Origin of the sequence: uncultured Ilumatobacter sp. (assembly GCF_963980585.1) — a bacterium.
Taxonomy (GTDB): Bacteria; Actinomycetota; Acidimicrobiia; order Acidimicrobiales; family Ilumatobacteraceae; genus Ilumatobacter_A.
Map to the genome: position 1 here is coordinate 1 of NZ_CAXCAM010000030.1, position 24,169 is coordinate 24,169.

Annotated in this window: 29 protein-coding genes, 1 tRNA gene and 1 pseudogene; 15 read left to right on the forward strand and 16 right to left on the reverse strand. The window is 63.7% G+C overall.

Annotated features, from left to right (window positions below):
* A pseudogene (locus ACH2DW_RS10565) lies at window positions 1–332 on the forward strand (hypothetical protein); the annotation flags it as partial.
* A gap of 230 nt (window positions 333–562) precedes the next feature.
* Here the strand turns inward: ACH2DW_RS10565 and ACH2DW_RS10570 are convergent.
* Together ACH2DW_RS10570 and ACH2DW_RS10575 are read right to left on the reverse strand one after the other, a co-directional pair.
* Window positions 563–1,477 carry a DUF559 domain-containing protein gene (locus tag ACH2DW_RS10570; RefSeq protein WP_394929711.1) on the reverse strand — a complete coding sequence of 305 codons (915 nt, stop codon included), beginning with the start codon at window positions 1,475–1,477 and terminating at the stop codon, window positions 563–565.
* Between the two features lie 94 nt (window positions 1,478–1,571).
* Window positions 1,572–2,501, reverse strand: a complete 930-nt coding sequence (locus ACH2DW_RS10575) for a hypothetical protein (protein WP_394929712.1) — start codon at window positions 2,499–2,501, stop codon at window positions 1,572–1,574.
* Window positions 2,502–2,676: 175 nt separating this feature from the next.
* On the opposite strand from ACH2DW_RS10575, the gene ACH2DW_RS10580 reads away from it, so the two are divergent.
* From ACH2DW_RS10580 to ACH2DW_RS10590, 3 genes are all read left to right on the forward strand, one after another.
* Window positions 2,677–3,702 carry a PHP domain-containing protein gene (locus ACH2DW_RS10580; protein WP_394929713.1) on the forward strand — a complete coding sequence of 342 codons (1,026 nt, stop codon included), beginning with the start codon at window positions 2,677–2,679 and terminating at the stop codon, window positions 3,700–3,702.
* A gap of 99 nt (window positions 3,703–3,801) precedes the next feature.
* The gene (locus ACH2DW_RS10585) at window positions 3,802–4,437 is read left to right on the forward strand and encodes a VOC family protein (protein ID WP_394929714.1); all 636 of its coding nucleotides are present in this window, start codon (window positions 3,802–3,804) and stop codon (window positions 4,435–4,437) included.
* Window positions 4,438–4,507: 70 nt separating this feature from the next.
* The gene (locus ACH2DW_RS10590; protein ID WP_394929746.1) at window positions 4,508–4,591 is read left to right on the forward strand and encodes a 50S ribosomal protein bL37; all 84 of its coding nucleotides are present in this window, start codon (window positions 4,508–4,510) and stop codon (window positions 4,589–4,591) included.
* 220 nt (window positions 4,592–4,811) lie between these two features.
* Here ACH2DW_RS10590 and ACH2DW_RS10595 read toward each other — a convergent pair whose 3' ends face one another.
* The 7 genes from ACH2DW_RS10595 to ACH2DW_RS10625 form a co-directional block, all read right to left on the reverse strand.
* Window positions 4,812–5,171 carry a hypothetical protein gene (locus ACH2DW_RS10595; protein ID WP_394929715.1) on the reverse strand — a complete coding sequence of 120 codons (360 nt, stop codon included), beginning with the start codon at window positions 5,169–5,171 and terminating at the stop codon, window positions 4,812–4,814.
* Window positions 5,172–5,372: 201 nt separating this feature from the next.
* Entirely contained in the window at window positions 5,373–5,723 is a 351-nt protein-coding gene (locus ACH2DW_RS10600) for a hypothetical protein (RefSeq protein ID WP_394929716.1), read from the reverse strand.
* Window positions 5,711–6,376, reverse strand: coding sequence for a hypothetical protein (locus tag ACH2DW_RS10605; protein ID WP_394929717.1), 666 nt, complete (start codon window positions 6,374–6,376; stop codon window positions 5,711–5,713). The genes ACH2DW_RS10600 and ACH2DW_RS10605 overlap by 13 nt, the downstream gene beginning before the upstream one ends.
* 227 nt (window positions 6,377–6,603) lie before the next feature.
* Window positions 6,604–7,155, reverse strand: coding sequence for a dTDP-4-dehydrorhamnose 3,5-epimerase (gene rfbC / locus ACH2DW_RS10610; protein WP_394929718.1), 552 nt, complete (start codon window positions 7,153–7,155; stop codon window positions 6,604–6,606).
* 2 nt (window positions 7,156–7,157) lie between these two features.
* Window positions 7,158–8,201, reverse strand: a complete 1,044-nt coding sequence (gene rfbB / locus ACH2DW_RS10615; RefSeq protein WP_394929719.1) for a dTDP-glucose 4,6-dehydratase — start codon at window positions 8,199–8,201, stop codon at window positions 7,158–7,160.
* Window positions 8,198–9,073, reverse strand: coding sequence for a glucose-1-phosphate thymidylyltransferase RfbA (gene rfbA, locus ACH2DW_RS10620; RefSeq protein ID WP_394929720.1), 876 nt, complete (start codon window positions 9,071–9,073; stop codon window positions 8,198–8,200). The genes rfbB and rfbA overlap by 4 nt, the downstream gene beginning before the upstream one ends.
* Before the next feature lie 93 nt (window positions 9,074–9,166).
* A complete protein-coding gene (locus ACH2DW_RS10625; protein WP_394929721.1) occupies window positions 9,167–10,123 on the reverse strand; it encodes a PD-(D/E)XK nuclease family protein in 957 nt (318 codons plus the stop codon).
* A gap of 110 nt (window positions 10,124–10,233) precedes the next feature.
* Between ACH2DW_RS10625 and ACH2DW_RS10630 the strand changes: the two genes are divergently transcribed.
* The 7 genes from ACH2DW_RS10630 (at window position 10,234) to ACH2DW_RS10660 (ending at window position 14,447) form a co-directional block, all read left to right on the forward strand.
* Window positions 10,234–10,371 carry a hypothetical protein gene (locus ACH2DW_RS10630; RefSeq protein ID WP_394929722.1) on the forward strand — a complete coding sequence of 46 codons (138 nt, stop codon included), beginning with the start codon at window positions 10,234–10,236 and terminating at the stop codon, window positions 10,369–10,371.
* Window positions 10,372–10,432: 61 nt separating this feature from the next.
* A complete protein-coding gene (locus ACH2DW_RS10635; RefSeq protein ID WP_394929723.1) occupies window positions 10,433–10,954 on the forward strand; it encodes a hypothetical protein in 522 nt (173 codons plus the stop codon).
* Window positions 10,955–11,007: 53 nt separating this feature from the next.
* A complete protein-coding gene (locus ACH2DW_RS10640) occupies window positions 11,008–11,199 on the forward strand; it encodes a hypothetical protein (RefSeq protein WP_394929724.1) in 192 nt (63 codons plus the stop codon).
* 236 nt (window positions 11,200–11,435) lie between these two features.
* Entirely contained in the window at window positions 11,436–11,864 is a 429-nt protein-coding gene (locus ACH2DW_RS10645; RefSeq protein ID WP_394929725.1) for a hypothetical protein, read from the forward strand.
* 252 nt (window positions 11,865–12,116) lie between these two features.
* Window positions 12,117–12,944 (forward strand): hypothetical protein, encoded by an 828-nt coding sequence (locus ACH2DW_RS10650; RefSeq protein WP_394929726.1) that lies wholly within the window; start codon window positions 12,117–12,119, stop codon window positions 12,942–12,944.
* Window positions 12,935–13,861, forward strand: a complete 927-nt coding sequence (locus ACH2DW_RS10655; protein WP_394929727.1) for a signal peptidase I — start codon at window positions 12,935–12,937, stop codon at window positions 13,859–13,861. Before ACH2DW_RS10650 ends, ACH2DW_RS10655 begins: the two co-directional genes overlap by 10 nt.
* Window positions 13,862–14,099: 238 nt before the next feature.
* Window positions 14,100–14,447, forward strand: coding sequence for a hypothetical protein (locus ACH2DW_RS10660; RefSeq protein WP_394929728.1), 348 nt, complete (start codon window positions 14,100–14,102; stop codon window positions 14,445–14,447).
* 117 nt (window positions 14,448–14,564) lie between these two features.
* Here ACH2DW_RS10660 and ACH2DW_RS10665 read toward each other — a convergent pair whose 3' ends face one another.
* Complete coding sequence (locus tag ACH2DW_RS10665) at window positions 14,565–15,014, reverse strand: nitroreductase family deazaflavin-dependent oxidoreductase (protein ID WP_394929729.1); 450 nt, start codon at window positions 15,012–15,014, stop codon at window positions 14,565–14,567.
* Window positions 15,015–15,084: 70 nt separating this feature from the next.
* Here ACH2DW_RS10665 and ACH2DW_RS10670 point away from each other — a divergent pair.
* Window positions 15,085–15,170, forward strand: a tRNA-Leu gene (locus tag ACH2DW_RS10670).
* A 73-nt stretch (window positions 15,171–15,243) separates the two neighbouring features.
* On the opposite strand, the gene ACH2DW_RS10675 is transcribed toward ACH2DW_RS10670, so the two are convergent.
* Together ACH2DW_RS10675 and ACH2DW_RS10680 are read right to left on the reverse strand one after the other, a co-directional pair.
* A complete protein-coding gene (locus ACH2DW_RS10675) occupies window positions 15,244–16,122 on the reverse strand; it encodes an NAD(P)-dependent oxidoreductase (protein WP_394929730.1) in 879 nt (292 codons plus the stop codon).
* The gene (locus ACH2DW_RS10680) at window positions 16,119–16,703 is read right to left on the reverse strand and encodes an amino acid synthesis family protein (protein WP_394929731.1); all 585 of its coding nucleotides are present in this window, start codon (window positions 16,701–16,703) and stop codon (window positions 16,119–16,121) included. The genes ACH2DW_RS10675 and ACH2DW_RS10680 overlap by 4 nt, the downstream gene beginning before the upstream one ends.
* Before the next feature lie 164 nt (window positions 16,704–16,867).
* Here ACH2DW_RS10680 and ACH2DW_RS10685 point away from each other — a divergent pair, with 164 nt between their 5' ends.
* The 3 genes from ACH2DW_RS10685 (at window position 16,868) to ACH2DW_RS10695 (ending at window position 20,080) form a co-directional block, all read left to right on the forward strand.
* Entirely contained in the window at window positions 16,868–17,275 is a 408-nt protein-coding gene (locus tag ACH2DW_RS10685; RefSeq protein WP_394929732.1) for a heavy metal-responsive transcriptional regulator, read from the forward strand.
* A 78-nt stretch (window positions 17,276–17,353) separates the two neighbouring features.
* Entirely contained in the window at window positions 17,354–19,834 is a 2,481-nt protein-coding gene (locus tag ACH2DW_RS10690) for a heavy metal translocating P-type ATPase (protein ID WP_394929733.1), read from the forward strand.
* Window positions 19,835–19,873: 39 nt separating this feature from the next.
* Window positions 19,874–20,080: a heavy-metal-associated domain-containing protein gene (locus ACH2DW_RS10695; RefSeq protein WP_394929734.1), complete on the forward strand. Its 207-nt coding sequence runs from the start codon at window positions 19,874–19,876 to the stop codon at window positions 20,078–20,080.
* A 52-nt stretch (window positions 20,081–20,132) separates the two neighbouring features.
* Here ACH2DW_RS10695 and ACH2DW_RS10700 read toward each other — a convergent pair whose 3' ends face one another.
* From ACH2DW_RS10700 to sufB, 4 genes are read right to left on the reverse strand one after another with little or no spacing between them, the layout of a single operon-like run.
* A complete protein-coding gene (locus tag ACH2DW_RS10700; protein ID WP_394929735.1) occupies window positions 20,133–20,699 on the reverse strand; it encodes an iron-sulfur cluster assembly protein in 567 nt (188 codons plus the stop codon).
* Window positions 20,692–21,939 carry a Fe-S cluster assembly protein SufD gene (sufD, locus tag ACH2DW_RS10705; RefSeq protein WP_394929736.1) on the reverse strand — a complete coding sequence of 416 codons (1,248 nt, stop codon included), beginning with the start codon at window positions 21,937–21,939 and terminating at the stop codon, window positions 20,692–20,694. The genes ACH2DW_RS10700 and sufD overlap by 8 nt, the downstream gene beginning before the upstream one ends.
* Entirely contained in the window at window positions 21,936–22,721 is a 786-nt protein-coding gene (gene sufC, locus ACH2DW_RS10710) for a Fe-S cluster assembly ATPase SufC (RefSeq protein WP_394929737.1), read from the reverse strand. The genes sufD and sufC overlap by 4 nt, the downstream gene beginning before the upstream one ends.
* Entirely contained in the window at window positions 22,721–24,163 is a 1,443-nt protein-coding gene (gene sufB / locus ACH2DW_RS10715; protein WP_394929738.1) for a Fe-S cluster assembly protein SufB, read from the reverse strand. Before sufB ends, sufC begins: the two co-directional genes overlap by 1 nt.
* Between the last annotated feature and the right edge of the window lie 6 nt (window positions 24,164–24,169).

Sequence of the window (24,169 nt, forward strand, 5' to 3'; positions counted from 1 at the left end):
TCGAGCAGCCCGTCGGCGTCGATCCGGTCCAGCAGTTGATCGGGGTCGATGCGATCGAGCAGTTGATTGACGTCGACGCCCTCGATGGCTCGATTGAGATCGACCCGTGCGACCACCTCGTCGAGGTCGATTCGCTCCACCAGGCGATCGACGTCGATCCGGTCGACCAGCTGGTTGACGTCGACGCGGTCGATTGCCTCGTTGACATCGATCTGATCGATGACTTCGTCGAGATCGATGTTGCCGACGATTGGCGAGACGACCGAGCCGACGATCCGGCCGAAAACGCCTCCCGGGCCGCTGGGGCGGTCGGTGTGGTCTGGAGACCCTGAATTGGACACGATGTTGTCTCCCGCGGTGAGGATCGGCCGCCGTCGCAGTGCACGACAGGGCAACACCACTATTTCACCACACCGCACCGGCACAGCACATCGCCTCAGAGAGGCGAGACGGTGATGTGATCGACCATTCCATGGCTGAATCAGGGAGCGCATCGTTCTCGGCGCGTGCAGCAGCGCTTTCCGGGGCAGCGCAACCCCAGATCCCGTCGGCTGTCGCGCGGTCACGCTGAGTCAGGCACCGCGAGATGCTGCCATCGTTGGAGTGCTCGCCGAATGCGCAACGCCGTGTCGGCCGGCTCGTTGACGATCGCTCGGTACGTGAATCGGAGGACCTGCCATCCGGCGATTGCGAGGTCGCTGTCCTTGCGACGATCCCGTTCGAACTGATCCCGGTCGAGACCGTGCGTCGTCCACCCATCGCACTCAACGATCACCGGTGTGTCGACGAATCGAAAGTCGACCTCCCATCCTCGGATCCGTTCGTGGAACGCGACTGGCGGAAGATGATGCCGTCGGACGAGGTCGGTGAAGATGAGCTCGAGGACGGAGTCTGCGGGCCGGTGGTCGACCGCCCAGGCATCGATTGCTGAGCGAAGGGCGGCGGTGCCGGGCCGTCCCCGCCGACTGTGGGCGACGGCGGTGGCGGTGAGGGCGTCGATGCTGACGAGGCGAGCGCCGAGTGCGGCCCCGACAGCGGACTGCATCAGCTCGGGCCGGTCGGTGCCGAGGTCGCACAGTGTCCGGAGTGGGTCGGTGCAACGGATGTTGTGTCGTCGCTGTGGTTGGAGCCGTTGTCGATCGGTCGGGCGATGGATGGCCACACCGTCGAGGGCGGGCCGGCTGTCGCGGCTGGTGAGGATGTGGACCAGGTCGCCGTCTGGTTCCACGAGCTTCCAGAGCACCGCGGCCGAGTGGTGCGATGCCATGGCGCCCTCGCCTGCCGCGAGCACGCCGGCATGAATTCGCTGGAAGAGGTCGCGCCGAGTGCCAGGGAGACGCGCAACGTGGCGGTGGACTCCGATGAGGGTGCCGGAGCGCAGCGCGCGGTGCCATGCGTCGTTCGTCAGCCCGGACGCGCGGAGGGTCAGAAGGCCGTGGTGCTCCTGCGCCCATCGGTCGAAATCGGAGAGCCGCATGCCCCGACAGTGGGCGTCGTGGACGGGTCGACGGAATCAGCGGCGAACTCGGCGCGCTGTGCGGCGGATTGTCGGGCAGGCCGCGCCGAGTTCCTTACGGCGTACGGATCAGGAGCGCGGCGTCGCCGTCGTCATTGGTTGAGGCGGTGACGATGGTGCCGTCGGCCAGCACGGCGGCGCCGGTGAGGCAGGGGCCGATCGTGCCTGCCCGTTCGAGGTTGCCGTCGTCGGTGAGGGAGTAGGAGCGCATCTCGTTGTCGAGGAATCCGCAGACGCCGAGTCGGCCGTCGGGCAGTTCAACGATGGCGGACGGGGCCCGCTGGGGAGGCGGTTCAAGGAGGCTTGGTCCGGTGGCGTCGGTGGTGGCGATGCGTTCTCCGTCGCGCTCGGCGACGGGGAGGTCGGAACCGTCGGGAGCGTTGTCGGCTACCCAGATTGTTCCGTCATCGAGCACCGTGAATGCGAAGGGGTTGTTCCAGCCGTCACTGAGGACGACGGGGCTTTGGCCCTCGTTGCCATCGGGGTCGAGAGTGACCATGGCGCCCGACCCGTGGTCGTTGGCCCAATCGGTCAGGGATCCGATGCCGAGCAGGATCTTGCCGTCGATCGTGTCGAGGTGACCACCGACGGCTTTCGATTGGGTGCCGGTTCCCGACCAGATCATTCGATCGACCGAGCCGCTCGTGACTTCGCCGACGACGAGGTCGAATGTGTCCGGATCCGTCCACGCAGCAAATCGTCGATCGTCGATGACGGTGTGACCGAGCAGGCCGCGTTGCTCGCCGTCTGTGCTCACGCCAATCGTCGCCAGGATCTGGGTTGCATCGGTAGCGGTGTCGAACGAGCGGATCTCTCCGGTGCGGCGGCTGACGTATTCGACGGCGCCGCCGTTTGCTCGGAGCGCGATCACATCACCGGGCTCGGCGTTGCCGATGGGATCGGCCACCTCGAAGTCAGGCGGATCGTCGGAGCACGCGCTCAGGGCAATCACCCCGATGAGCAGGGCCGTTCCGAATCGTCTCACCGTCGGGACGGTATCGCTGCGACGCCGTCCAGAATCGTCGCTTCGACTTGACCCACCAGCAACCTCGGCGCCCGAAACCCAGCATTCCGCGGGAGATCGCGCCCAGTTCGCCGGCAGGCAGGCGCCCCGCCCTTCGCACGGGGCCTGGCAGTGGGAGAGCGTTACGATTCGACCCATGACGCCCGAGGCCGCACTGTTGCGCGTGATTCACTGCCTCGACCGTGCACATGAAAAGGGCTTCAAAGCCAAGGCATTCGGCAGAGCCCTTGATGTGGTGCGGACGACGCCTGCCGATGAGATCGAGGCCAGGGTTCAGAACGACACGCTCCAGGAACTTGACGGAATCGGCAAGTCAACGGCGGCGGTGATTGCCGATGCCATCGAAGGACGCGAATCGACGTACCTTCGCAAGATCGAGGCTGAATCAACGGTTGCGATCACTCCCGAGGGGCAGGTGTATCGGGACGCGCTGCGTGGCGACTGCCACCTGCACTCGACGTGGAGCGACGGGGGTGCGCCGGTTGAAGCGATGGCGGCCACAGCCATGGCGATCGGTCACGAGTACATGGTGCAGACCGATCACTCGGCCCGGCTCACCATTGCGCACGGACTCAACGAGGAGCGGCTGAGCGAGCAACTCGACCAGATCGCCGATCTGAACGCGGCGATCACCGAAGCAGGCCATGACTTCCGAGTTCTGTCGGGCATGGAGGTCGACATCCTGGTCGATGGGTCACTTGACCTCAGTGACGACATGCTCGAGCGGCTCGACGTGGTGGTTGCGAGCGTGCACTCCAAGCTGCGCATGGACAAGGCGCAGATGACGGAGCGCATGTTGCTGGCGGTTGCTTCGCCCCATGTCGACATCCTCGGCCACTGCACTGGTCGCATGATCGGCAAGCGTCCGCCGAGTGACTTCGATGCGGACTACGTGTTTGCCGCCTGCGCGCAGTTCAACACTGCTGTCGAGATCAACTGTCGGCCCGAGCGGCTCGATCCGCCTCGAGAACTCATTGACCTTGCCATCGAGTACGGCTGCTGGTTCTCGATCGACTCCGATGCGCATGCAACGGGCCAACTCGAGTGGCAGCCGCTCGGGTGCGACCGCGCAGCCGAACGCAACGTGCCGATTGATCGGATCATCAACACGTTGCCGGTCGACGACCTGCTGGCGTGGACACGTCAGTCAGCAGCCGCCTGACTCTGACGTCGGTCGCGTGGTGAGCCCGGCTTGGTTCTCGGGAGGCGGATCACGCTGTTCGGTCAGTCAGTGCTCGCGGCGAGGTGCCAGGATGACTCGGTGACAACGAACGAGGCCAGAGTTGAGTGGTTGACAGTTGCAGGCGACCCGGAAACGTGGCGCTCGATTGGCTTGACCGTGGGCGGCGATGGATTGATCCCACTGTTTGGCACAGGTCTCAAGATCGCTGAGTCAACCGGCGCTGACGACGCCGGCATTGTGGGCTGGGGATTGAGCGGGATCGATCCGGTGGCGATGATCGCTGGGCTGCCCGTCGACGTGGTTGACCCGGCGCCGCCGTCGTTTGCCGACCACGCGCTGGGAGCGGCCGAACTCGATCATGTCGTGATCATGACAAGCAGTCTGGAGACGGTGTCGGGCGCGGTTGCTGACGCAACCGGATGTGCACTGAAGCGCACCCGTGAGCTCGGAACGATTACCCAGGGGTTCCATCGGATCGGGCGCGGTGGCCTGATTGTCGAGATCGTGGAGCACCCGGACTACGACCGTGGCGCGGCGGAGTTCTGGGGGCTCGTGATCAACGTCGATGACCTCGACGCTGCGTGTGCGCTGCTTGGACCGGAACGGGTGAGCGAGCCGAAGGACGCGGTGCAGCCAGGGCGGCGGATTGCCACGATTCGGTCCGAAGTGGGCCTGGGAACCGCCGTTGCATTGATGACGCTCGACACTCGCTGACCTGCGACGTTGCCCGTTCAGCTGCATGGCGGTTGGGGGTCGGCCGCGCGAGCCGTAGCATGGCAGCCCTATGTCGAAGAAGACCAGCAAGCGCAAGGCCCGCCTCCGTCGTTCCAAGGCGAACCACGGCAAGCGGCCGAACATGGGTCGCTGACCGCGCCACCCACCACGAATCTCGCTGCTTTGCAGCACTTCTGAGCGCTCGCTCGCTCGCCACTGGCGATGTGACGGGCGCTTTGTCGCGTCTGGACCCAAACGAGTGGTGATGCCACGTCCTTCTGAACGCGCTGGCGGTGATCGCTTTCTCCTTGTCGATCTCGGCGCGCTGCGGGGCGGAATGCTGGGCGCTGCTGCCCGAGATTGACGCCTCGAGGTCAGTTTTCGCGGCCGATGGTTTGGATCTCGTCGACGTCGTGGTCGAAGTTGGCGGTGCGATTGAACGGGTCGAGCGAACCCGAGCCGCTGGAGCTGGTGTAACTGATGCTCCACGTGGTGGTGACGCCGACGGAGTAGGGGGCGTCGTCGGGGCTCGACTGGCGATAGGTGTAGCCGCAGGGGCCCTCGTCGAGTGTGTTCGTGTCGACGATTGGGGTCCCGAAGCCGGCGCAGCTGCGGGTGTCGCCGTTGCCAAAATCGAAGGTGATGCTGTCGTGCTGTGCGGTAAGGGTTGCCCACACGGGGCCGGCTTCGGCGGTCAGCGGTGCGAAGGTGGCGGGCTCGACGGCGAGCCACATGCCGAGATTGACATAGCCGCCGAGGTCGAGTTGGGGTGAGACGTTCGGGACGGGGAGCTCGATGCGGCTTTGGGCGGCGGCGATGAGGCCGGGGAGGAGGTCATCGGCGTCGAGGTTGGCGGGGACGAGGCGGAGGTTGCCGCTGAAACCGGCGCAGCGGACGTCATAAACATGGTGCGGTTCGCCGTTGAATGCGGTGACCTAGGTGCGTGACCGACGTTCGATCTCGCGTCGGGCGTCTTGCTCGCGTTCGGCGTTGCGGGCGGCGAGTTCTTCGGGGGTGAGTTCCTCGTCGGGGATGTCGTAGTCGCGAGGCGGTGGCGGGGGAGTGCCGATGGCTGCCTCCCAATCGCCCTGGTCGTAACGATTCCACGAGCACTTGGGCCCGCTCCCGCCACCCGGCGTGTACACCACCCCAGACACCACCCGAACCCCCACGTCACCAGTGTCTTCGTTGGTGGTTGGTGCGACCTTGTCGTCACTTCCAGCTGCGCTGAGGGTCCCCGGCGCGGCAGCGATCAGCAGCGTGAGAAGAGCTGCTAAAGGCCGCATGAGTCCTCGTGGCCCTCCCACCGATCGAGAAGCTCGCCGCTTTCAAGCACCCATCGTTCGGCCCGCTGCACGAATACCGATCGGGCGAGGCGGGTGACGACTCGATCGTCGATGATCACCTCAGGCTGGGTATCGGTGGCCGGAATGTAGATCACGTCGCTGTCAACCTCACAAATCTCGATCGCGATTTCGCTTGCAGATAGAGGATCGATTGGCGATGGAAACGAAACTGATCGCGGCACGTCGGGGTTGATTCGCAATCGGGTCCCGTTGGTGAGCAGTTCGTCAAGGAAACTTGCTTGTCCCTCGAAGCTGTCTGGTGCATAGGCAGCCCGGTAGGCCTCGCGTAACTCCCTGTTCGCTGGGTCTCCGGCCGCCGCAAGGTACGCAGCATCAAGATCTAGGTATGCCTGCTTGACGGCGGCTTCGATTTGGGTGATGGGCTCGAGGGTGGTGGTCGGGGCTTGGGTTGTGGTGGGTGTCGGAGGGGTGGTGCTGGTGGTGGTTGTCGTAGTCGTTGTGTCGGGCGGATCGGGGGCGGGGGTGATGACGGAGACGGCAGTGCCTGCTGTTGTGGAGCCAGCGTCTTCGGATCCGGAGGCGCAGGCGGCGAGGGCGAGGATGATGAGGAGCGGCGCTGACCGACTGATCATCCGACAATGGTATGTCACGTCTTTGCAGTGGGTCGGACGCGGGCGGCCAGGGAAGCTTTCGGTGATCTCGGTGTTTGGCGCGGCGGAATGCTGGGTGGAACGCGCCGAGTTGACCGGGTGCACGGTTCGGGATGGTGGGGCGCGGTGAACTCGGTGTGTGCTGGTGCGGGAAGCTGGGTGGAGCGCGCCGAGATCGGCGGGCGTGCCGGCGGGAGCGAGGCTGGGGCCTAGAAGAGGTCGGGCTGGTCGGCGAAGAGCGGAGCGGTTTCGTCCTTGCCGGACAGGGTGGCACCGTGGGCCGGGAGTTGCCACGCAATGGCGAGGTCGGGGTCGTCCCAGCGGATTGCGCGTTCGCAGTCCGGTGCGTACTGGCCGCTGACCTTGTAAGCCACACGCACGTTGTCTTCGAGGGTGCAAAAGCCGTGGGCAAACCCGACGGGCACGAGGAGCTGATTGGCGTCCTCAGCGGTGAGCTTGACTGCTACGTGCTGGCCGAAGGTCGGTGAGGCCCGCCGAATGTCGACTGCCACGTCGAGAATCGACCCGTGGATCACGCGAATGAGCTTGTCTTGGGCGTGCGGAGCGGTCTGGTAGTGCAGGCCGCGCAGCGTGCCGGTCGGGGCCGAGAACGACTCGTTGTCTTGGACGAAGTCGATGTCAATTCCGGCGTGGATCAGGGCGTGTTGCTTGTAGGTCTCGCTGAACCAGCCGCGGTCATCGCCGTGGCGCTTCGCGCGGATCTCGACGACGCCGTCGAGGGCGGTCTTGATGACCTCCATCGCTACTTCTTCAACCCGACACGCTCGGTGGCTTGCGCATCGCGGAGTGGCTGCCACCAGGCCTGGTTGTCGAGGTACCACTGCACGGTGCTCCGCAGCCCGGTGTCGAAGGTGTGCTTGGGCTCCCAGCCCAATTCGCCTTGGATCTTGGTCTGATCGATGGCGTAGCGCTGATCGTGACCAGGGCGATCGGCGACGAAGGTGATGAGCGAACGGCGCGACTCGCCGGAATCGAGCGGGCCGGCGAGTTCGTCGACGAGGTCACAGAGCGTTTCGACCACTTCGAGGTTGGTGCGTTCGGCCTTGCCGCCAATGTTGTACGTCTCGCCTGGTGTGCCTTGCTCGACAACGGTGACGAGTGCGGCAGCGTGGTCTTCGACGTGCAGCCAGTCACGGATGTTGTCGCCCTTGCCGTACACAGGAAGCGGTTCGCCGTGCAGGGCACGGATCGTGACAAGCGGAATCAGCTTCTCGGGGAAGTGGAACGGCCCGTAGTTGTTCGAGCAGTTGGTGAGCAACACCGGCAGGTCGTAGGTCTCGCCCCAGGCCCGCACCAGGTGGTCAGATCCAGCCTTCGACGCCGAGTACGGCGACCGTGGGTCGTACGGGGTGGTTTCGGTGAAGGCGGGGTCGGTTGGGCCGAGTGATCCGAACACCTCGTCGGTCGAAATGTGGTGAAAGCGCTGCACGCCGGCAGCGCGAGCGGCTTCGAGCATTGTGAACGTGCCGATCAGGTTGGTCTGCACGAACGCAGCGGGGCCGTCGATCGAGCGGTCAACATGGCTTTCTGCGGCGAGGTGCATGACCGCATCGGGGGAGTGGGCTGCGAAGATTTCGGTGATGCGGTCGATGTCGCAGATGTCGGCTTGCTCGAAGGCGAGCCGCGGGCTGTCGGCCACCATCTGCGTTGAGCCTTCGGTGGCTGCGTAGGTCATCTTGTCGACGTTCACGACTTCGTGGTCGGTCTCGATGATGAGGTGACGGACGACGGCAGAGCCGATGAAGCCCTTGCCGCCCGTCACCAGGATCTTCATCTGCTCACTCATCGCGGACCACCTTCGAGCAGGTTGAGCAGGTACTGACCGTAAGTGTTCTTGGCCATCGACTCGCCCGCAGCTTGCAATGCCGTGTCATCGATCCAGCCCTGCTCCCACGCGATCTCTTCGAGACACGCAATCTGGCTGTTCTGGCGATGCTGAATCACACGCACAAATTCGGACGCCTCGACCATCGAATCGAACGTACCGGTGTCAAGCCATGCAAAGCCGCGGTTCAGTTGCTCGACGTTCAGTTCACCGCGTTCGAGGTAGTAGTCGATGACCGAGGTGATCTCGAGTTCGCCACGCGGCGACGGCTTCACCAGCTCGGCAGCCTCAACAACTCGCTCATCGAAGTAATAGAGCCCGGTGACTGCCCAATGGCTGCTGGGATTCTCGGGTTTCTCTTCGATCTTGGTCGGCCGGCCGTCTGTATCGAGGTCAACGATGCCGTAGCGCTGTGGATCCTTGACGTGATACCCGAACACCGTGGCGCCCGATGGTCGGTCAGCGGCGCTGGAAACGAGCTTCGAGAACCCGGCGCCGTAGAACAGGTTGTCACCGAGCACGAGTGAGGCGCCTTGGCCATCGAGGAAATCGGCACCGATGAGGAAGGCCTGAGCGAGGCCGTCGGGAGAGGGCTGCGTGGCGTATTCGAGCTGCAGACCCCATTGCGACCCGTCGCCGAGCAGACGCTCGAACCCGGCACGATCCTCGGGCGTGGTGATGATTAAGACCTCACGAATGCCAGCCAGCATGTGCACCGACAGCGGGTAGTAGATCATCGGCTTGTCGTAGACGGGCAACAACTGCTTCGAGGTTCCGCGTGTGACTGGATGGAGGCGCGAACCAGTGCCGCCAGCGAGAATGATGCCCTTCATGGTGGAAGAGGGTAGACGTGGTGGAAGCGGATTTCGGCTATGTTTGCGGAAGGGGCAAACGGAGCAGAGCGGTTGCCCGAACGACCGGAGCGCTCAGTGGGTGTCAAAGGTGGCCAGGTGTGCCTGGCCCTCGTCGCAGCCCTCGGCGAGGGGGCACCAGCGGCAGCTACTGCCGGGCCGTTTGACCGGGGGACGGCCTTCCGCGCCCAGCTCGACCATGGCGTTGATCCCGTCGAGCGTGCGCCGCACCGCTGTGCGCAACAAGCGTTCGCTGACATCCTCGGTCTGGGCCTCGCCCGCATCAAGATAGAACGTCGCCAGCTTTCTTGGTGGAACGCCGCGCACCAGCGTCTCGACCAGTGCGTAGAACCCGAGGTCCTGGCGATGCCGAGGCCCCACTCGTCCCGTCTTGAGATCGATGATCACCTTGCGGCTCTCATTGCCGGAAGGTCGACCGATCATCAAGTCGACCCGAGCCCGAAGAAGAATTGGACCTGAAACGGGCCACTGCGCGGCGGCCTCAGTCACGGGATTCGCGCGCCGATCAAGCGGCGGGAAGCTCTCAACGAACTTGGTCACCCGTTCAGTCGACAGGCCTCGGGTGTCGGCCTCGTCGCCTTTGTCGAGGGTGGCGATCCAGATCCCGATGCCCCGGTCCTCATCAGCGAGCCGCGCCATGGCCTCGTCGACCAGGTCCGTGGGGGACGGTTCGCCGCGCCACCCGAGCAATAGCTGAATTGCCCGGTGCGCGATTTGGCCTTTGGCGGTTGCCGGTGTCCACTCGAACTCGTCGGGCGCAAGAAAATGTGCCTCGCAATCGAGGACAGAGGCAATGCGGTGCTTGGTGACGAAGAGATCTTGACCGTCGTCGAGCCGGGCGGCGAAATGATCGAGTGCGACGCGCATCTCGGTGCGGATGTCAGCAACCAGCCCCTCATCGAACACCAGGGGCTCGCCGCTGCGGCGGAGTGCTTGGAGTGTCTTGCGTTGGATTGGTGTGAGGCTGGTCAGCGCATCGGGGCTGGCTGTGTTGTCGGCCTCGGCGCTCACGACGTCGAACTGTACCCAACTCCTCTGGATGCTCGGTCTCGCCCTGGCTTGGCGAATAGTTCCCAGAGGTCCGGCACAGCTTGACGCTCGGTCGGTAGCCTCGGGCGCGCATGATGAAGCTGCGGATGGCCGACGTGATTGTCGCAGCGACCAGTGCATTTGCTGGCGCCGGAATTTCCGGTCTGCCCAGCAACGCGGGGACCGATTCGACCATCGACGTGCTGTCACGGCAGTTCAAACGGCCGTGATCTTTCGTCAGTCGTTGCTGTTGCGACGCGACATCCATCTGAGCTCCCTCGTCGGCCTGCCATGAACCGCGCCACCATCGTCAACATCGTCGTAGCGATCGGTATCGCCGGGCTGATCGCAGCCGTGTTCGTCTTGGAGAGTCGCGGCGAGATCACCCCCGCCACGACCACCACTTCTTCGACGACCACGACGACGCTGCCGCCAACCACCACGACCACCACCACAACGACGACCACCACCACGACCACGACGTCAACAACGTCGACAGTGCCACCGACCACTATCGAGCCACTCCCACGAGACGCCTACGCCGTGGTCGTCGTCAACGGATCAACGGCAGGAGAGCGTCTGGAACCGACAGTCGCGCAACTCATCGAGCTGGGCTACACCGACGTGCGCGGCCTGGTGGGCGCGGTGCGAACGGTGGAGACCGTCATCTACTACGCCGACGGTGACGTCAATGCCGCCGACCGGATGCGCGCTGACCTTGAACTTGACGCCGACCTGGCCCCACTTGACGAAGCACCACCCGTCGCCGGGCGCGACGACGCACAACTGATCCTGTACCTCGGCGGCAGCTGACAACACCCGAAGTCCCCAGCGGGCGTTACTTGCTACCAGCGAGGACGTATTCAGTGAGCATTTCCAGCGTCGCAGCAGCTTGCGAAGGCCAGGCCTTCTCGCTGACCCTCACCGACGGAACCAACATCTTGGGTTCGACTAAAACTGGCACTGTTGCGCTCACATCCGGAGCCTTCGACGTCTCCCTCGACGACGGCGTCGCAGCCGAAGCGGTGACCAACGCCGCGCTGTCGATCAGCGGCTGACCAGCAGCACCCTGATCCTCAGGATCTGACATGACCTGACCGAGGCCGGTCGCGTCCGATGTTCCACGCCCTGCTCCGGCTGGGGTGGGAACGTCGGGGGCGGCCGGCCTCGTCGGTTTCGCCACAGGCGATCATCCGACGATCGATTCGCCGGGACTCGCCACCGTCATCAACGACGAGATCACCCCCTGATTCCGTGGGTCGAGCTGCGCGCCGACCACCGAAGGACCACTGACATGACCAACACGAAATTCCAACGTCTCAGAGCCGTTGTGGTCGCCATCGCCGTCACCGGCACGATTGCTGTTGGGGCATCGGCGGCCAGCCTGGGTGGGTTGGGGACCGACAACCTAGGAGCCGACAGTGCGGCAGTCGGCTCCTGCGACACCGACGGCATCACCTACGAGTTCCGGCAAAGCTTCCGTCGTGGCCGCGGTGAATACCGGGTGAACCGAGTCGTGCTCCGCGACGTCAGCCTCGCTTGCCGCGACCTGCCTTACTCGATCACTCTGTTTGAGAACGGTGCCAGCGGAGTCTCGGCAACGACCAACGGAGCCTCGCTGACGGTCAGCAACGGCGGCAGGGCCAGCATTCGGGTCCGATTGTTCAGCGACGACGTCGACGGCATCGCCCTGACAATCGGCGGCAACCCGATCGCCCCCTAGCCAGATTTGTGGACACCACTCAGGCGCTCCAGGTGAACCGCCGTCGTGTCAACATTTCCTCAAGAAACCAAGCCTGAGCACCGATGACTATCGGAAGAGCTCTGTCGACGGAGCTGTGAGCAGAAGGAACGCCAACGACATGACGACACATGCAATGTGCCTGATGCTCTCGTTCCACGCGCGTTCCGCCTCGGCTCACCCAGGATTCAGCGCAGCACCTGCGAGCACTCGAGCATCGCTTGGGATACAGCCATGACGACACCTCGCTCGCGTCACTCAGGCCGAGGGCGCTCGCTGCCGCTTGGGATCGCTGCTGTGGCAGTGGTCGGCGCGAGCGCATTGACCTTCGGGCATGCGGCCAGCCTGGGTGGGATTTCGAGCGCCGACGTCGCCAGCTTCTCCGTGTCGGGCACCGTCTCAGTGCCCACAACGACCCTTCCGCCCCGACCCGACTGTGGCGCCGGAGACAACGCTGTCGCTTGTGTGGTGCCTGTCGGGACGACCATCGACGTGAAGAAGCTGAAATGGAAAGCCGACATCGTCGTGCTTGGCACGATTGACGGAGACCTCGAAGTCAAGAACGGCAACATCACGATCGGCGCCGGCGGGTTGGTCACCGGCAAGATCACCCAGAAGGGCGATGGTGGCGTCACCGTCCTCGCTGGTGGCAACGTTGGCAAGGGGATCAAGGAGGACGGCAACGGCTCCGTTGACATCTCCGGCACGGTCGCGGACAAGGTGGAGGAAAAGGGCGACGGCAATCTGATCATCGGTCCGAACGGATCCGTTGGCGATGATGCGAAGGAATCTGGGCCGGGCAACCTGGTCGTCAACGGCACGGTCGCGGACAAGGCCGAGGAGAAAGACGCCGGCGACCTGACCGTGAACGGAGGCGTCGATGAGGCGAAGGAGTCTGGGCCGGGCAACCTGGTCGTCAACGGCACCGTCACGAAGAAGGCCGAGGAAAACGATGACGGCGACCTGATCATCGGTCTGGACGGAGTTGTCGGTAGTGCGAAGGAATCGGACGCCGGCGAGTTGTTGTGCGGGACCGAGTTTGGGCTTGGTGCATGCCCGTGAGCATCGACACCGTCACCGAGCAACAGTCTGTGATCGACCCTCCTGCCGCTGACGAACAGGCGGAGGGTCTGGACATCGTCGACGGAGAAGTCGAGCGCGCCCCACTGTGGCGCCGGATTCTCTCGATCTTGTTCACGCTGGTCATCGTGGCCGGCACCCTCTATCTCTGGCCGGCGCCACTGGGCGGACAGACCCGTGCCGTTGTCGTATCCGGGCACTCGATGGAGCCCACATACGATCTTGGGGACCTCGTCATCGTCAGAGAACGACCGACCTCTGAAATTGGGGACACCGTCGTGTTTGAAGTTCCCGACGGTGAGACCGGTGAAGGACTGCTCGTCATCCACCGAGTCGTGGAGGTCGACGACGAAGGATTCTTCATTACCCAGGGCGACAACCGGACCACACCTGACCGCTGGCAGTTGACTGAAGAGAACATCGTGGGACAACCCCTCGCCCATCTCCCGCACGGTGGCAAGCTGTTCCAGTTCCTCCAGCAAATCTGGGTGATCATTCTCCTCATTGGCATCGTCGTGGTGATGGTGCTCTGGCCCAGTGGCGACGACGACGAGCACGACGGCGAGCACGACGACGATGAGGACCGGAGTAGCGGATCCGATGATCTCGTCGTTGAGCAGTCTGAGTCCTCGTCATCCAGTGGCGCTGAACTCGCAGGCATCGTCCTCGCTGCGGAACGCGATGCCACCGAGATCATGGAGAGAGACGAGCTCATGGACCGAATCCTCGGCACCGTGACTGGCGACGATGCCGAGGTGGTCAAGCACGAGGAAATGTCCCCTGTCGCCGTCGTGGCCGACAGCGAGCTCGACGACTGGACGTCGTCGGTGATTTCCGACGAGGTCATGGACGACGCGATGGCCTGGCTCGACGAACAACTGGCCGGCACCACGCACTGACCCGGCTCCCTCCCGCGGGCGGGCTGGTTGGCTGGTTGGCACGGCGTGTGTCGATCTCGGTGCGTGGAGCGGCGGATTGCTGGGCAGGACGCGCCGAGATCGCTAAAGGCACGCGCGGTTGGCACGGCGTGTGTCGAACTCGGTGGGCGGAGCGGCGGATTGCTGGGCAGGACGCGCCGAGATCGCTAAAGGCACCGCGCCGGGCAACTCTGTGAGCGCGCGTCGTCATAGTGAGGTCATGGAGTTCGCCTCAACCGTCGAGTTTGCCCATGCGGCACGCACGCTCAGCCGTGCAGCACGCAGTCTGGGCCTCGACGCGCCGAGCTATCGCTGCCCACCACGGCTTGTCGGCATCGAACGCAGCATCCGGCGACGCCCGAAAGGAGCAGTGGTGTCCATCCGGGTCAAGAATCGACCCCTCGGAGCAGTACTCGCCGACATGATCGAGGGAGTGATCGTCGCAAACCGACTGGTACCGCCCCATGCCGACCGAGTGCGGACCGACCTGTGGGCTGTGATGACCGAGGGTGCAGAGATTCAGCTTTCGAACTCTGCTCGGTCACACGTTGCGCGCGGTGCAGCATGAAACCGACCGGGTTGCCCGGAGCGCGCTGCTGGTGATGACGCTCAAGCAATGCGCGTGGTCCGCACCGGTGGACTTGATCGGTACTGGCCCGACCTGATCGACGGGCGCTCCTCAAGCTCAGGGAGTGCGTGGTTCGCAGATCACCACCGGGATGTCACGGTCGGTCTTCTGTGCGTACCCGGCGTAGCCCTTGTAGGCGTCGACGATCTTGGGCCACATCTCGGCCTTCTCGTCGGCCGTGGCGGTTCGAGCCGTCACGTCCACACGTGTGCCGTCCCCAATCACGAGGCTCACATCGGGGTTGGCAACAATGTTGAGATACCACTCCGGGTCGCGATCGTCGCCTCCCTTGGACGCCACGATCACGTAGCTGCCGTTCTCCTGGAGCGGTGTGGTGAGCATGGTTGTGCGCGCCTTGCCGCTCTTGCGGCCCACGGCGTGCAGTTCGACGACTGGCATCGAGCCGAGTGTGTTGCCGACGCGACCAAACGAAATCGTGCGGATACTGCGATGGACGAGGTTCATGAACTTCATCTGCGTGTCAGCGAGGGAATCTTGGAGAGCCATCTCTCAAGCGTAGGTGCTGTCGAACAGCGACTCGCTCTAACCTGGTCCGGAGTGTGAGAGCACGCAACCCGCCCGGGTGGCGAAACTGGCAGACGCGGGGGGCTTAAACCCCCCTTCCACGAACGTGGAGTACGGGTTCAAATCCCGTCCCGGGCACCTCAACGCTCGGAAACGAGCAGTGGCTGTCTGGTCGCAACGCTGATGGTTCGCGGCGACGACCGAACGCTGTTCAGCCGTCTGGCGCAGAAAGTCGCCGCTGCCGCTCCATCAAGCTGCACCAATCCCAGTCGGCTCCGCCGAGGGCATGAACGTCGGCAAGGAACTGAGCAACCATTGCCGTCACCGGCAACGACACATTCATCGCACTCGCCTCGTCGAGGACCAGGCCGACGTCTTTGCGCATCAGAGTCGTCGAGAACCCAAAGTCGTATTCGCCGGCAATCATCTGCGCAGCCCGGTTCTCCATCTCCCACGACGTCGAGGACCCCTGGGTCATCACATGCACCACTCGTTCCGGATCCAGACCGGCGTTGATCGCGAAATCCAGCCCCTCGGCCAACGCCTGGGCGACGCCAACAACACAAATCTGGTTCGTCATCTTGGTGATCTGGCCAGCTCCGGACGGCCCCATATGGGTGACTCGGCCCGCGTAAGCAGCCATCGACGACTCGATCCGGGCAAACGCGTCCTCATCGCCACCGACCATGACGGTGAGCGAACCGTTGCGAGCACCATCAACGCCGCCCGACACCGGAGCGTCCAGAAAATGCGCTCGACGGTCGGCGAGCTCATCAGCGAACTGGCGCGCTCCCGAAGCAGAAATCGTGGAGTGGTCGATCCAGATCGCGCCCTCAGCGACATGGGCAAGCGCTTCGTCGACAACAACGCGCATCTCCTTGTCGGCAGGCAACGACGAGACAATCACATCGGCGCCGCTGACCGCATCGGCAACCGACGCCGCCGCTTCACCAGCGTGCTCGCCGGCCCACGCAGCCGTTGCCTCGGCTGAGATATCAAACACCTTGACCTCGTGGCCATGTTCGCCGCCCGCAAGATGACCGGCGATTGGCCAACCCATCCGACCAAGGCCAATGACTGCGACCCTCATGCCGGCATCCCCGGCTTGCCCTGATCCTCAATCGTGAACCCGCCAGCCAGACGAGCGTTGATCCGCCCACCCGTGGCCATGGCCAAGATCAACACCATCTCATCGGGCCGGGGTCCATCAGACACCCCCATCTCAATTGCGTCGTAGTGGCTGCCCACATACGACCAATCGAGGTGAGTGAGCGGAACATCGAGCCGCGCACCCATCGCACCCACCTTCTTGGTCGACGGCACAATCGACGTGCCTCGGCCGATGGCCGCTCGCATCCCACCACCGCCGGGAATGTGCCACATGGCGCCGTGCTCAATCTCGCCGGCACCCCCGACGATGGCGCCCTTGCCGTAACTCTCAATAGCGGACGGGTCACCTCCGAGGTGGGTAATCAACTGGCCACCCAACTCTTCGCCGAGCGCGCGCAGCTCATCTGAGGCCGGCGAGAGATCATCGACGTATTGACCAACGTACGGGTTGCCGACAACTGCGGCGATGGCACCCTTGAAGAGCGGGGTAGCGGGGGCGGGGCCATGATCTGACCGAATCTCTTCGGTCAGACTCACGATCTTGCGAATCGGGAAGAGCATGCAAGGCCTTTCAGCATCGAAGGGTTGAAACAACGCGACCTTGACCCTAGTTGTGGCGCAATGCCTCGGTCGGAGCGACTGCAGCACCGTTCGGGTCGCGTCACGCAGAAAGATTCCAGTCAACAGCAAGGTTGGGTGGGTGTGGCCTCGATACCGTGGTCTGCATGCAGATCGGAGAACTCGCCAACACCGCCGGAGTCACCACCAAGACCATTCGCTATTACGAGTCGATCGGCGTCCTCGACGAACCAGCGCGAACAGACTCCGGCTATCGCTCCTACGGGCCCGCTGCGGTCGAGCGACTCGACTTCGTCAAGCAAGCCCAGTCAACCGGGCTCGCGCTCGCGGAGATCAAGTCGATCCTCGAGATTAAAGATCAGGGCGGCCAGACCTGCGAGCACACCAAGGCGCTCCTTCGACAGCACCTCGACGAACTCGACGAGAGGATCGTCGAACTTGAGGCCGCCCGTGTCGAACTGCAGGCGATGTATCGACGTGCCGGAGCGCTTGACCCGGCAAAGTGCACCGACGCGAACAGGTGCCAGATCATCACCGACGCCGCCGCCGGCTGAATCGCTCCCGGCGATGTGTCCGACGTCGCTTCACCGTCGCTTGACCTTGCCCTGGACTGGAAGGCGTACGTTGACAACATGACCGATCAACTCCTCGACCGGCAACAGATCCTCGATCTCGACGTCGACGGCATGACCTGCGGATCGTGCGCGGCGCGGATCCAGAAAACCCTCGCCAAGCAGCCAGGCATTACCCATGCCGACGTCAACTTCGCGACCGGCCGAGCGCGTGTCTCGGTTGACGACACCGTCGACCTCGCCGCAGTGCAGTCAGCAGTCGAACGAGCCGGCTACACCCTCCACGCGCCCGAAACAATCGAATCCGCCGCCGGGCAATTCGCCGTCGGCGGTATGACCTGCGGCTCATGTGCCGCCCGAATCCAGAAAGTCCTTCAGCGCCAGCCGGGAATCGCCGACGCCGAAGTGAACTACGCCACCGGCAGAGCCACCGTCACCGCGCTCCCAGGAGAACACCTCGACGCCCGACTGCTCGCCGACGCCGTCGAGAAGGCCGGCTACGAACTCACTGACATCGCCGCCGACCAGACTGCATCGGGTCCGACCGCAGCCGAACGCGCCGACCAAGTCGACCGCGACGAGGCACAGCAGCAAGCAATGTGGCTCCGGCGAGCCATCATCTCGGCGCCAATCGCCGCGTTCATGGTCTCGACCATGCTGTACCACGACCTCGCGATGGAGAACACCGCGCTGCGCTGGCTGCAGTTCGCCCTCGCGATCCCGGTCCAGTTCTACGTCGGTTGGCCGATCCTCGTCGGCGCCGCCCAACGCGCCCGCCACCTGACGGCGAATATGGACACGCTCATTGCAATGGGCACGCTCTCCGCGTTCACCTTCTCGACCTACCAACTGTTCACCGGCGGCATGGAGCTGTACTTCGAAGCAGCTGTGGTGATCATGTTCTTCATCACCCTCGGCCGCTACCTCGAAGCCCGGGCCAAAGGCCGTGCCGGCAAGGCGCTGCGAGCTCTCGTCGAACTCGGCGCCAAAGAAGCACGCCTCGTGCGTGACGGTGTCGAAGAGATGGTGCCGGTCGAGTCCGTCCAGGTCGGCGATCTCATCAAGATTCGCCCCGGCGAAAAAGTGCCCGTCGACGGCGAAGTCACCGAAGGTGCAAGTGCAGTCGACGAATCGATGCTGACCGGCGAATCGTTGCCCGTCGACAAGACCGTCGGAGACACCGTCGCGGGCGCCACGGTCAACACATCGGGCGTGCTCACCATCCGGGCGACGGCGATCGGCTCAGAAACAGCACTCGCCCAGATCGTCAAGCTCGTCGAAGACGCCCAGACCGGCAAGTCCGGAGCGCAGCGGCTAGCGGACCGGATCTCGGCCGTGTTCGTCCCGGTCGTGATGTCGATCTCGCTGCTCACCTTCCTCGGCTGGACGGTCATCGGTGGCAGCGTCAGCGACGGCGTGTACGCCGCAGTCGCGGTCCTGATCATCGCCTGCCCCTGTGCGCTCGGGTTGGCAACTCCGATGGCGATCATGGTCGGCACGGGCCGCGCCGCACAGCTCGGCATCCTCATCAAGTCCGTCGAAGTACTCGAACGCACCCGGCGCATCACGACCGTCGTCTTCGACAAGACCGGCACCCTCACCCAGGGAGCGATGGCGGTCACCGACATCGTCGCCGCAAGCAGCACCCACGAAGCAGAGCTCCTCGCCAAAGCCGGCGCCGTCGAAGCCGACAGCGAGCACCCGATCGGACACGCCATTGCCGACGCCGCACGCGAACTGCACGGCTCCGTCGACCCGGTCACCGAGTTCGGCACCATTGTCGGTCACGGCATCCGAGCCAACGTCGATGGCACCACCGTCTGGGTCGGGCGCCGCGAACTCGCCGCGCAGGCATCGCTCGAACTCCCGGCGGCGCTCGACGACGCAGCAGCCAAGCTCGAAAACAAGGGTCGGACCGCAGTGTTCGCCGGTTGGGACGGCGAGGTCCGTGGAGTCATCGCGGTGGCAGACACCCTCAAGCCATCAGCAATCGACACCGTGCGACAACTCCATGACCTCAACCTCACCGTGGCGATGATCACCGGCGACAACGCACGCACCGCACAATCCATCGCCGACGCCGTTGGCATCGACCGTGTGATTGCCGAAGTGCTCCCCAAAGACAAGCAAAGCGAAGTGCAACGCCTCCAAGCAGCCGGAGAAGTCGTGGCGATGGTCGGCGACGGCGTCAACGACGCCCCCGCACTCGTCCAAGCCGATCTCGGCATCGCGATCGGAACCGGTACCGACGTCGCGATCGAATCCAGTGACCTCACACTGATGCGCGGCGACGTCGCCGGCGTGGTCACCGCGATCGAACTGTCCCGGCGGACCTACCGCACCATCGTGCAGAACCTGTTCTGGGCATTCGGCTACAACACCATCGCCATCCCACTCGCCGTGTCCGGCCTGCTCAGCCCACTGATCGCAGGAGCCGCCATGGCGTTCTCGTCGATCAGCGTGGTGCTCAACAGCATTCGCCTCCGACGCTTCGCACCGAAGGCACCGCGAACAGCATCACCGAGTGCTGTTGCGGGCTGAACTGCACTCATCCAACAACACCATTCTCAGGAGAACGACATGACCGACGCAGCAACGACCACCTACTCCGTCCCGGAGATCTCGTGCGGGCACTGCAAGTCCACGATCGAGGCCGCGGTACACGGCCTGGGTGACATCCGGAGCGTCGACGTCGACATCGACGCCAAGACCGTCACTGTCCATGGCGGAGAGAGCGGTGCCATCATCGCCGTCATCGAAGACGCCGGCTACGACGTCGTGCGTTGACACTCCGACTCGACGCAGCCGAGAGCTGCGTCGAGAGATCTCCTGTTCGCGGCTAGAACATTCCCAGTTCAAGGCGGGCGACATCGGAGAGACGCGATGCGTCCCACGGAGGGTCAAAGACCAACTTCACGTCCACGGTGTCGACCCCGGTGACTGCTGCGACCGCGTCTCGGAGGTCGAGCCGCAAGATGTCGCCCATCCCGCAAAACGGGGCCGTGACTGACATGTCGATGTCAACGTGCCAGCCACCGCCATCCAACTGTTCGGCATCGACGCGGTAGACGAGGCCCAGTTCAACGATGTCGACTGGGATCTCCGGGTCATAGACCGTCGTCGCGGCTTCCCAGACCCGGTCGATGCTGAACGGCGCATCACTCGCGACTGCAGAACCGTCAGGGGCATCGATGAACCCGAAGTCGATCGAGTCCTGCCGGGAAAGACGTGCCATTTCGCCGTCACGGGTGGTCACCGTTGCGGTGGCACCGAGCGCCTGGAGCAGCGTGACCCGGTCACCGGCGGCGAGGGTCACCTGATGGCCCGCAGGCACGATCGTGGCGACGGCCGCACGCGGCAGAGTGAAGCCCTTGGTCTTGCCGACACTGACGGACTGATCAGACATCGTCGTGTCCGAGGCGGCTGGTGATCCAGGCTTGCACCGATTCGATGCCGACTTCGTCGACGACCTGGTCAGCGAAGCCATTGATGAGCAGGCGGCGAGCCTCGGTCGCAGGGATGCCCCGCGACCGCATGTAATACATCGCGGTGTCGTCGAGTTGGCCGACGGTGGCTCCGTGCTTGCAGGCCACCTCGTCGGCAAGGATCTCGAGCCGTGGCTGGGTATTGATCTCGGCCCGATCGGAGAGAATCAGGTTCTGGTTCGACTGTTCCGCGTCGGTGCCATCGGCACCCGGACGGACCTCGATGCCACCGTTGAAAATTCCGGTGCTCTCGTCATCCAGCACGCCTCGGAAGGACTGGCGGCTTGTGCAGTTCTCGGCGGAATGAACGACATTGATCTGCTGATCGAGAATCTGGTCGCCGAAGCCAAAGAACAGACCCGACAGGTCGACATGGGCACCAGGACCCGCGAGATCGACGTCGTAGGCCGCACGTCCGTAGGAGGCGCCGAGGTTGAAGGAACGAGCCAAGAACCGGCTGTCCGCAGCCTGGTGCACGTCGATACTGCTGAGGTGGACGTGGCTCGGCGGCACGTCTTGGAGGAGCACGTGCTCGAGCGAGGCAGCGTTGCCCAATGTGATGGTGGTGCGGATGTTCGAACCGCCGAATTCGGCGCCGACACCAATGCGGGTCTCGACAACTGTGGCCGAACTGCGGGCACCCAACTCGATGACCACACCCGTGCACGACGCATTGCGTGTCTCGTCTGGCACTTCGATGTCCACGATGTGAATCGGCACGTCGAGAACAACATCATCGTCGATGAGGACCACAGCACCGTCGCCACCGAACGCCAAGTTGAGCGCCATGTAGGCGTCGGTGATCTGACTGTCGCCACGATCGAAGTGTGACGAAATGCGCTCCGGTTGTTCCCGACGGGCATCGAGCAGGCTCGACAGGTGGAGACCCGCCGGACCAGTCATCGAAGAGAGCTCGACATCGACCACACCGTTGACCACGACGATGCGCGGACCATCGAGAACAGGAATCTGAGCCTCGAGGTCAGGCACACTCGATGCGAGCGTGACTGGAGGACCGAACGACAACGCAGTGAGTTGCTGATGCGGTGCGTAGCGCCACGCATCGTGACGTTTCGTTGGATATCCGTTCGCCTCGACCCAATCGAGTGCAACGGTTCGGCCCGCAACCGTCGGGTCGACCGCCGCGGGCGCCGCCGTCACGATTGGACTCCGGTGAGAGGCCGCTCGGGGGCGTCGTCGAGGTCATGGTTGACAAAGCTGGCGTACCCGTGGTCCTCGAGATGCAGAGCAAGGGTGTGGTCGCCCGACTCGACAATGCGACCGTCGACGAGCACGTGCACGAAGTCCGGCTTGATGTAGTCGAGCAGCCGTTGGTAGTGAGTGATCACAATCATCGACCGTTCCGGGCCCCGCAGTGCGTTGACGCCACCGGCGATGACGCGCAGCGCATCGATGTCGAGACCCGAATCGGTCTCGTCGAGGATCGCGAGGCGCGGCTGCATCAATGCCATCTGAAGAATCTCGTTGCGCTTCTTCTCGCCACCGCTGAAGCCAGCGTTGACGGCACGATCGAGGAAGTCTTGCTTCATCTCGACGAGGTCCATCGCCTCTTTGGCGACCTTCAAAAAGTCACGAGCACCAACTTCGGTCTCGCCGCGAGCGCGCCGCACCGAATTGACTGCCGTGCGCAGGAAGTACATGTTGTTCACGCCCGGAATCTCCACCGGGTACTGGAATCCCAGGAACACACCAGCAGCGGCCCGCGCCTCGGGTTCCATGTCGAGCAGGTCCACTCCGTCGAGGGTGACCGTCCCGGTGACCTCATAACCATCGCGCCCCGCAAGAGCGTGCGCAAAAGTGCTCTTGCCCGAGCCGTTCGGACCCATGATCGCATGCACTTCGCCGGCGCCGACATCGAGGTCGAGACCGTTCAGAATTTGCTTGCCACCAATGGCAGCGGTGAGGTTGTTGACGTGCAGCATCAGCCCACACTTCCTTCCAGGCTCACGCTCAGCAACCGCTGAGCTTCGACAGCGAACTCCATCGGGAGCTCGTTAAACACTTCGCGGCAAAAGCCGTTGACGATCATGGACATCGCATCTTCTTCGGTCATGCCGCGCTGGCGGCAGTAGTACAATTGGTCTTCGCCGACCGTTGACGTTGACGCTTCGTGCTCGATCTGGGCACCAGGGTTTTTGACCTCGATGTACGGAATCGTGTGAGCGCCGCAGTCCTTGCCCAGCAGCAACGAATCGCACTGGGTGTAGTTGCGAGCGTTCTCTGCTGAACGCAACACCTTGACCAACCCGCGGTACGTGTTTTGACCGTGGGCCGCGGAGATGCCCTTCGAGATGATGGTGCTGGTGGTGTCCTTGCCGATGTGAATCATCTTGGTTCCGGTGTCAGCCTGCTGACGCTTGCACGACAGCGCAACGGAATAGAACTCGCCAATGCTGCGGTCGCCCTGCAGGATCACGCTCGGGTACTTCCAGGTGATCGCCGAACCGGTCTCCACCTGAGTCCAAGAAATCTTGGCGTCGGTGTGGGCCCGCCCTCGCTTGGTGACGAAGTTGTAGATACCGCCGACGCCGTTCTCGTCACCGGGGTACCAGTTCTGCACCGTGGAGTACTTGATCTCGGCACGATCCTTGGCGACCAACTCGACGACCGCTGCATGCAGCTGGTTCTCGTCGCGCTGCGGCGCCGTGCACCCCTCGAGGTAGGACACATGGGAATCATCTTCGGCCACGATCAGCGTGCGCTCGAACTGGCCCGTGTTCATCGAGTTGATACGGAAGTACGTGGACAGCTCCATCGGGCAGCGAACGCCCTTCGGGATGTAGCAGAACGACCCGTCGGAGAACACCGCCGAGTTCAGCGCAGCAAAGAAGTTGTCACGTACCGGAACCACGGACCCGAGGTGCTCGCGCACCAACTCGGGATAATCGCGGACAGCTTCGGAGAACGAACAGAAGATCACGCCGGCTTCCAGCAGGGTCTTCTTGAACGTTGTGGTGACCGACACCGAGTCGACGATTGCATCGACGGCGACGTTGCTGAGCATCTTTTGCTCGTGGAGCGGGATGCCGAGCTTGTCGAACATGTCACGAATGTCGGGATCGACGTCGTCCATGCTGTCGAGGACCGGCTTCTGCTTGGGCGCCGCCCAGTAGCTGATTGCCTCGTAGTCGATCGGTGCAATCTCGAGCTTGGCCCAGTCGGGCTCCTCCATGGCACGCCACGCCTCGTAGGCCTTCAGCCGCCATTCGAGCAGCCACTCCGGCTCGTCCTTCTTGGACGAAATCAGACGGACGATGCTCTCATCGAGACCGGGCGGTGCGATATCGGTATCGAGGTCCGTGCTGAAGCCAAACTCGTAGTCAGACTCGGTCAGCTCTTCGATGGTCCGTGTGCTCTCACTCATGGGAGA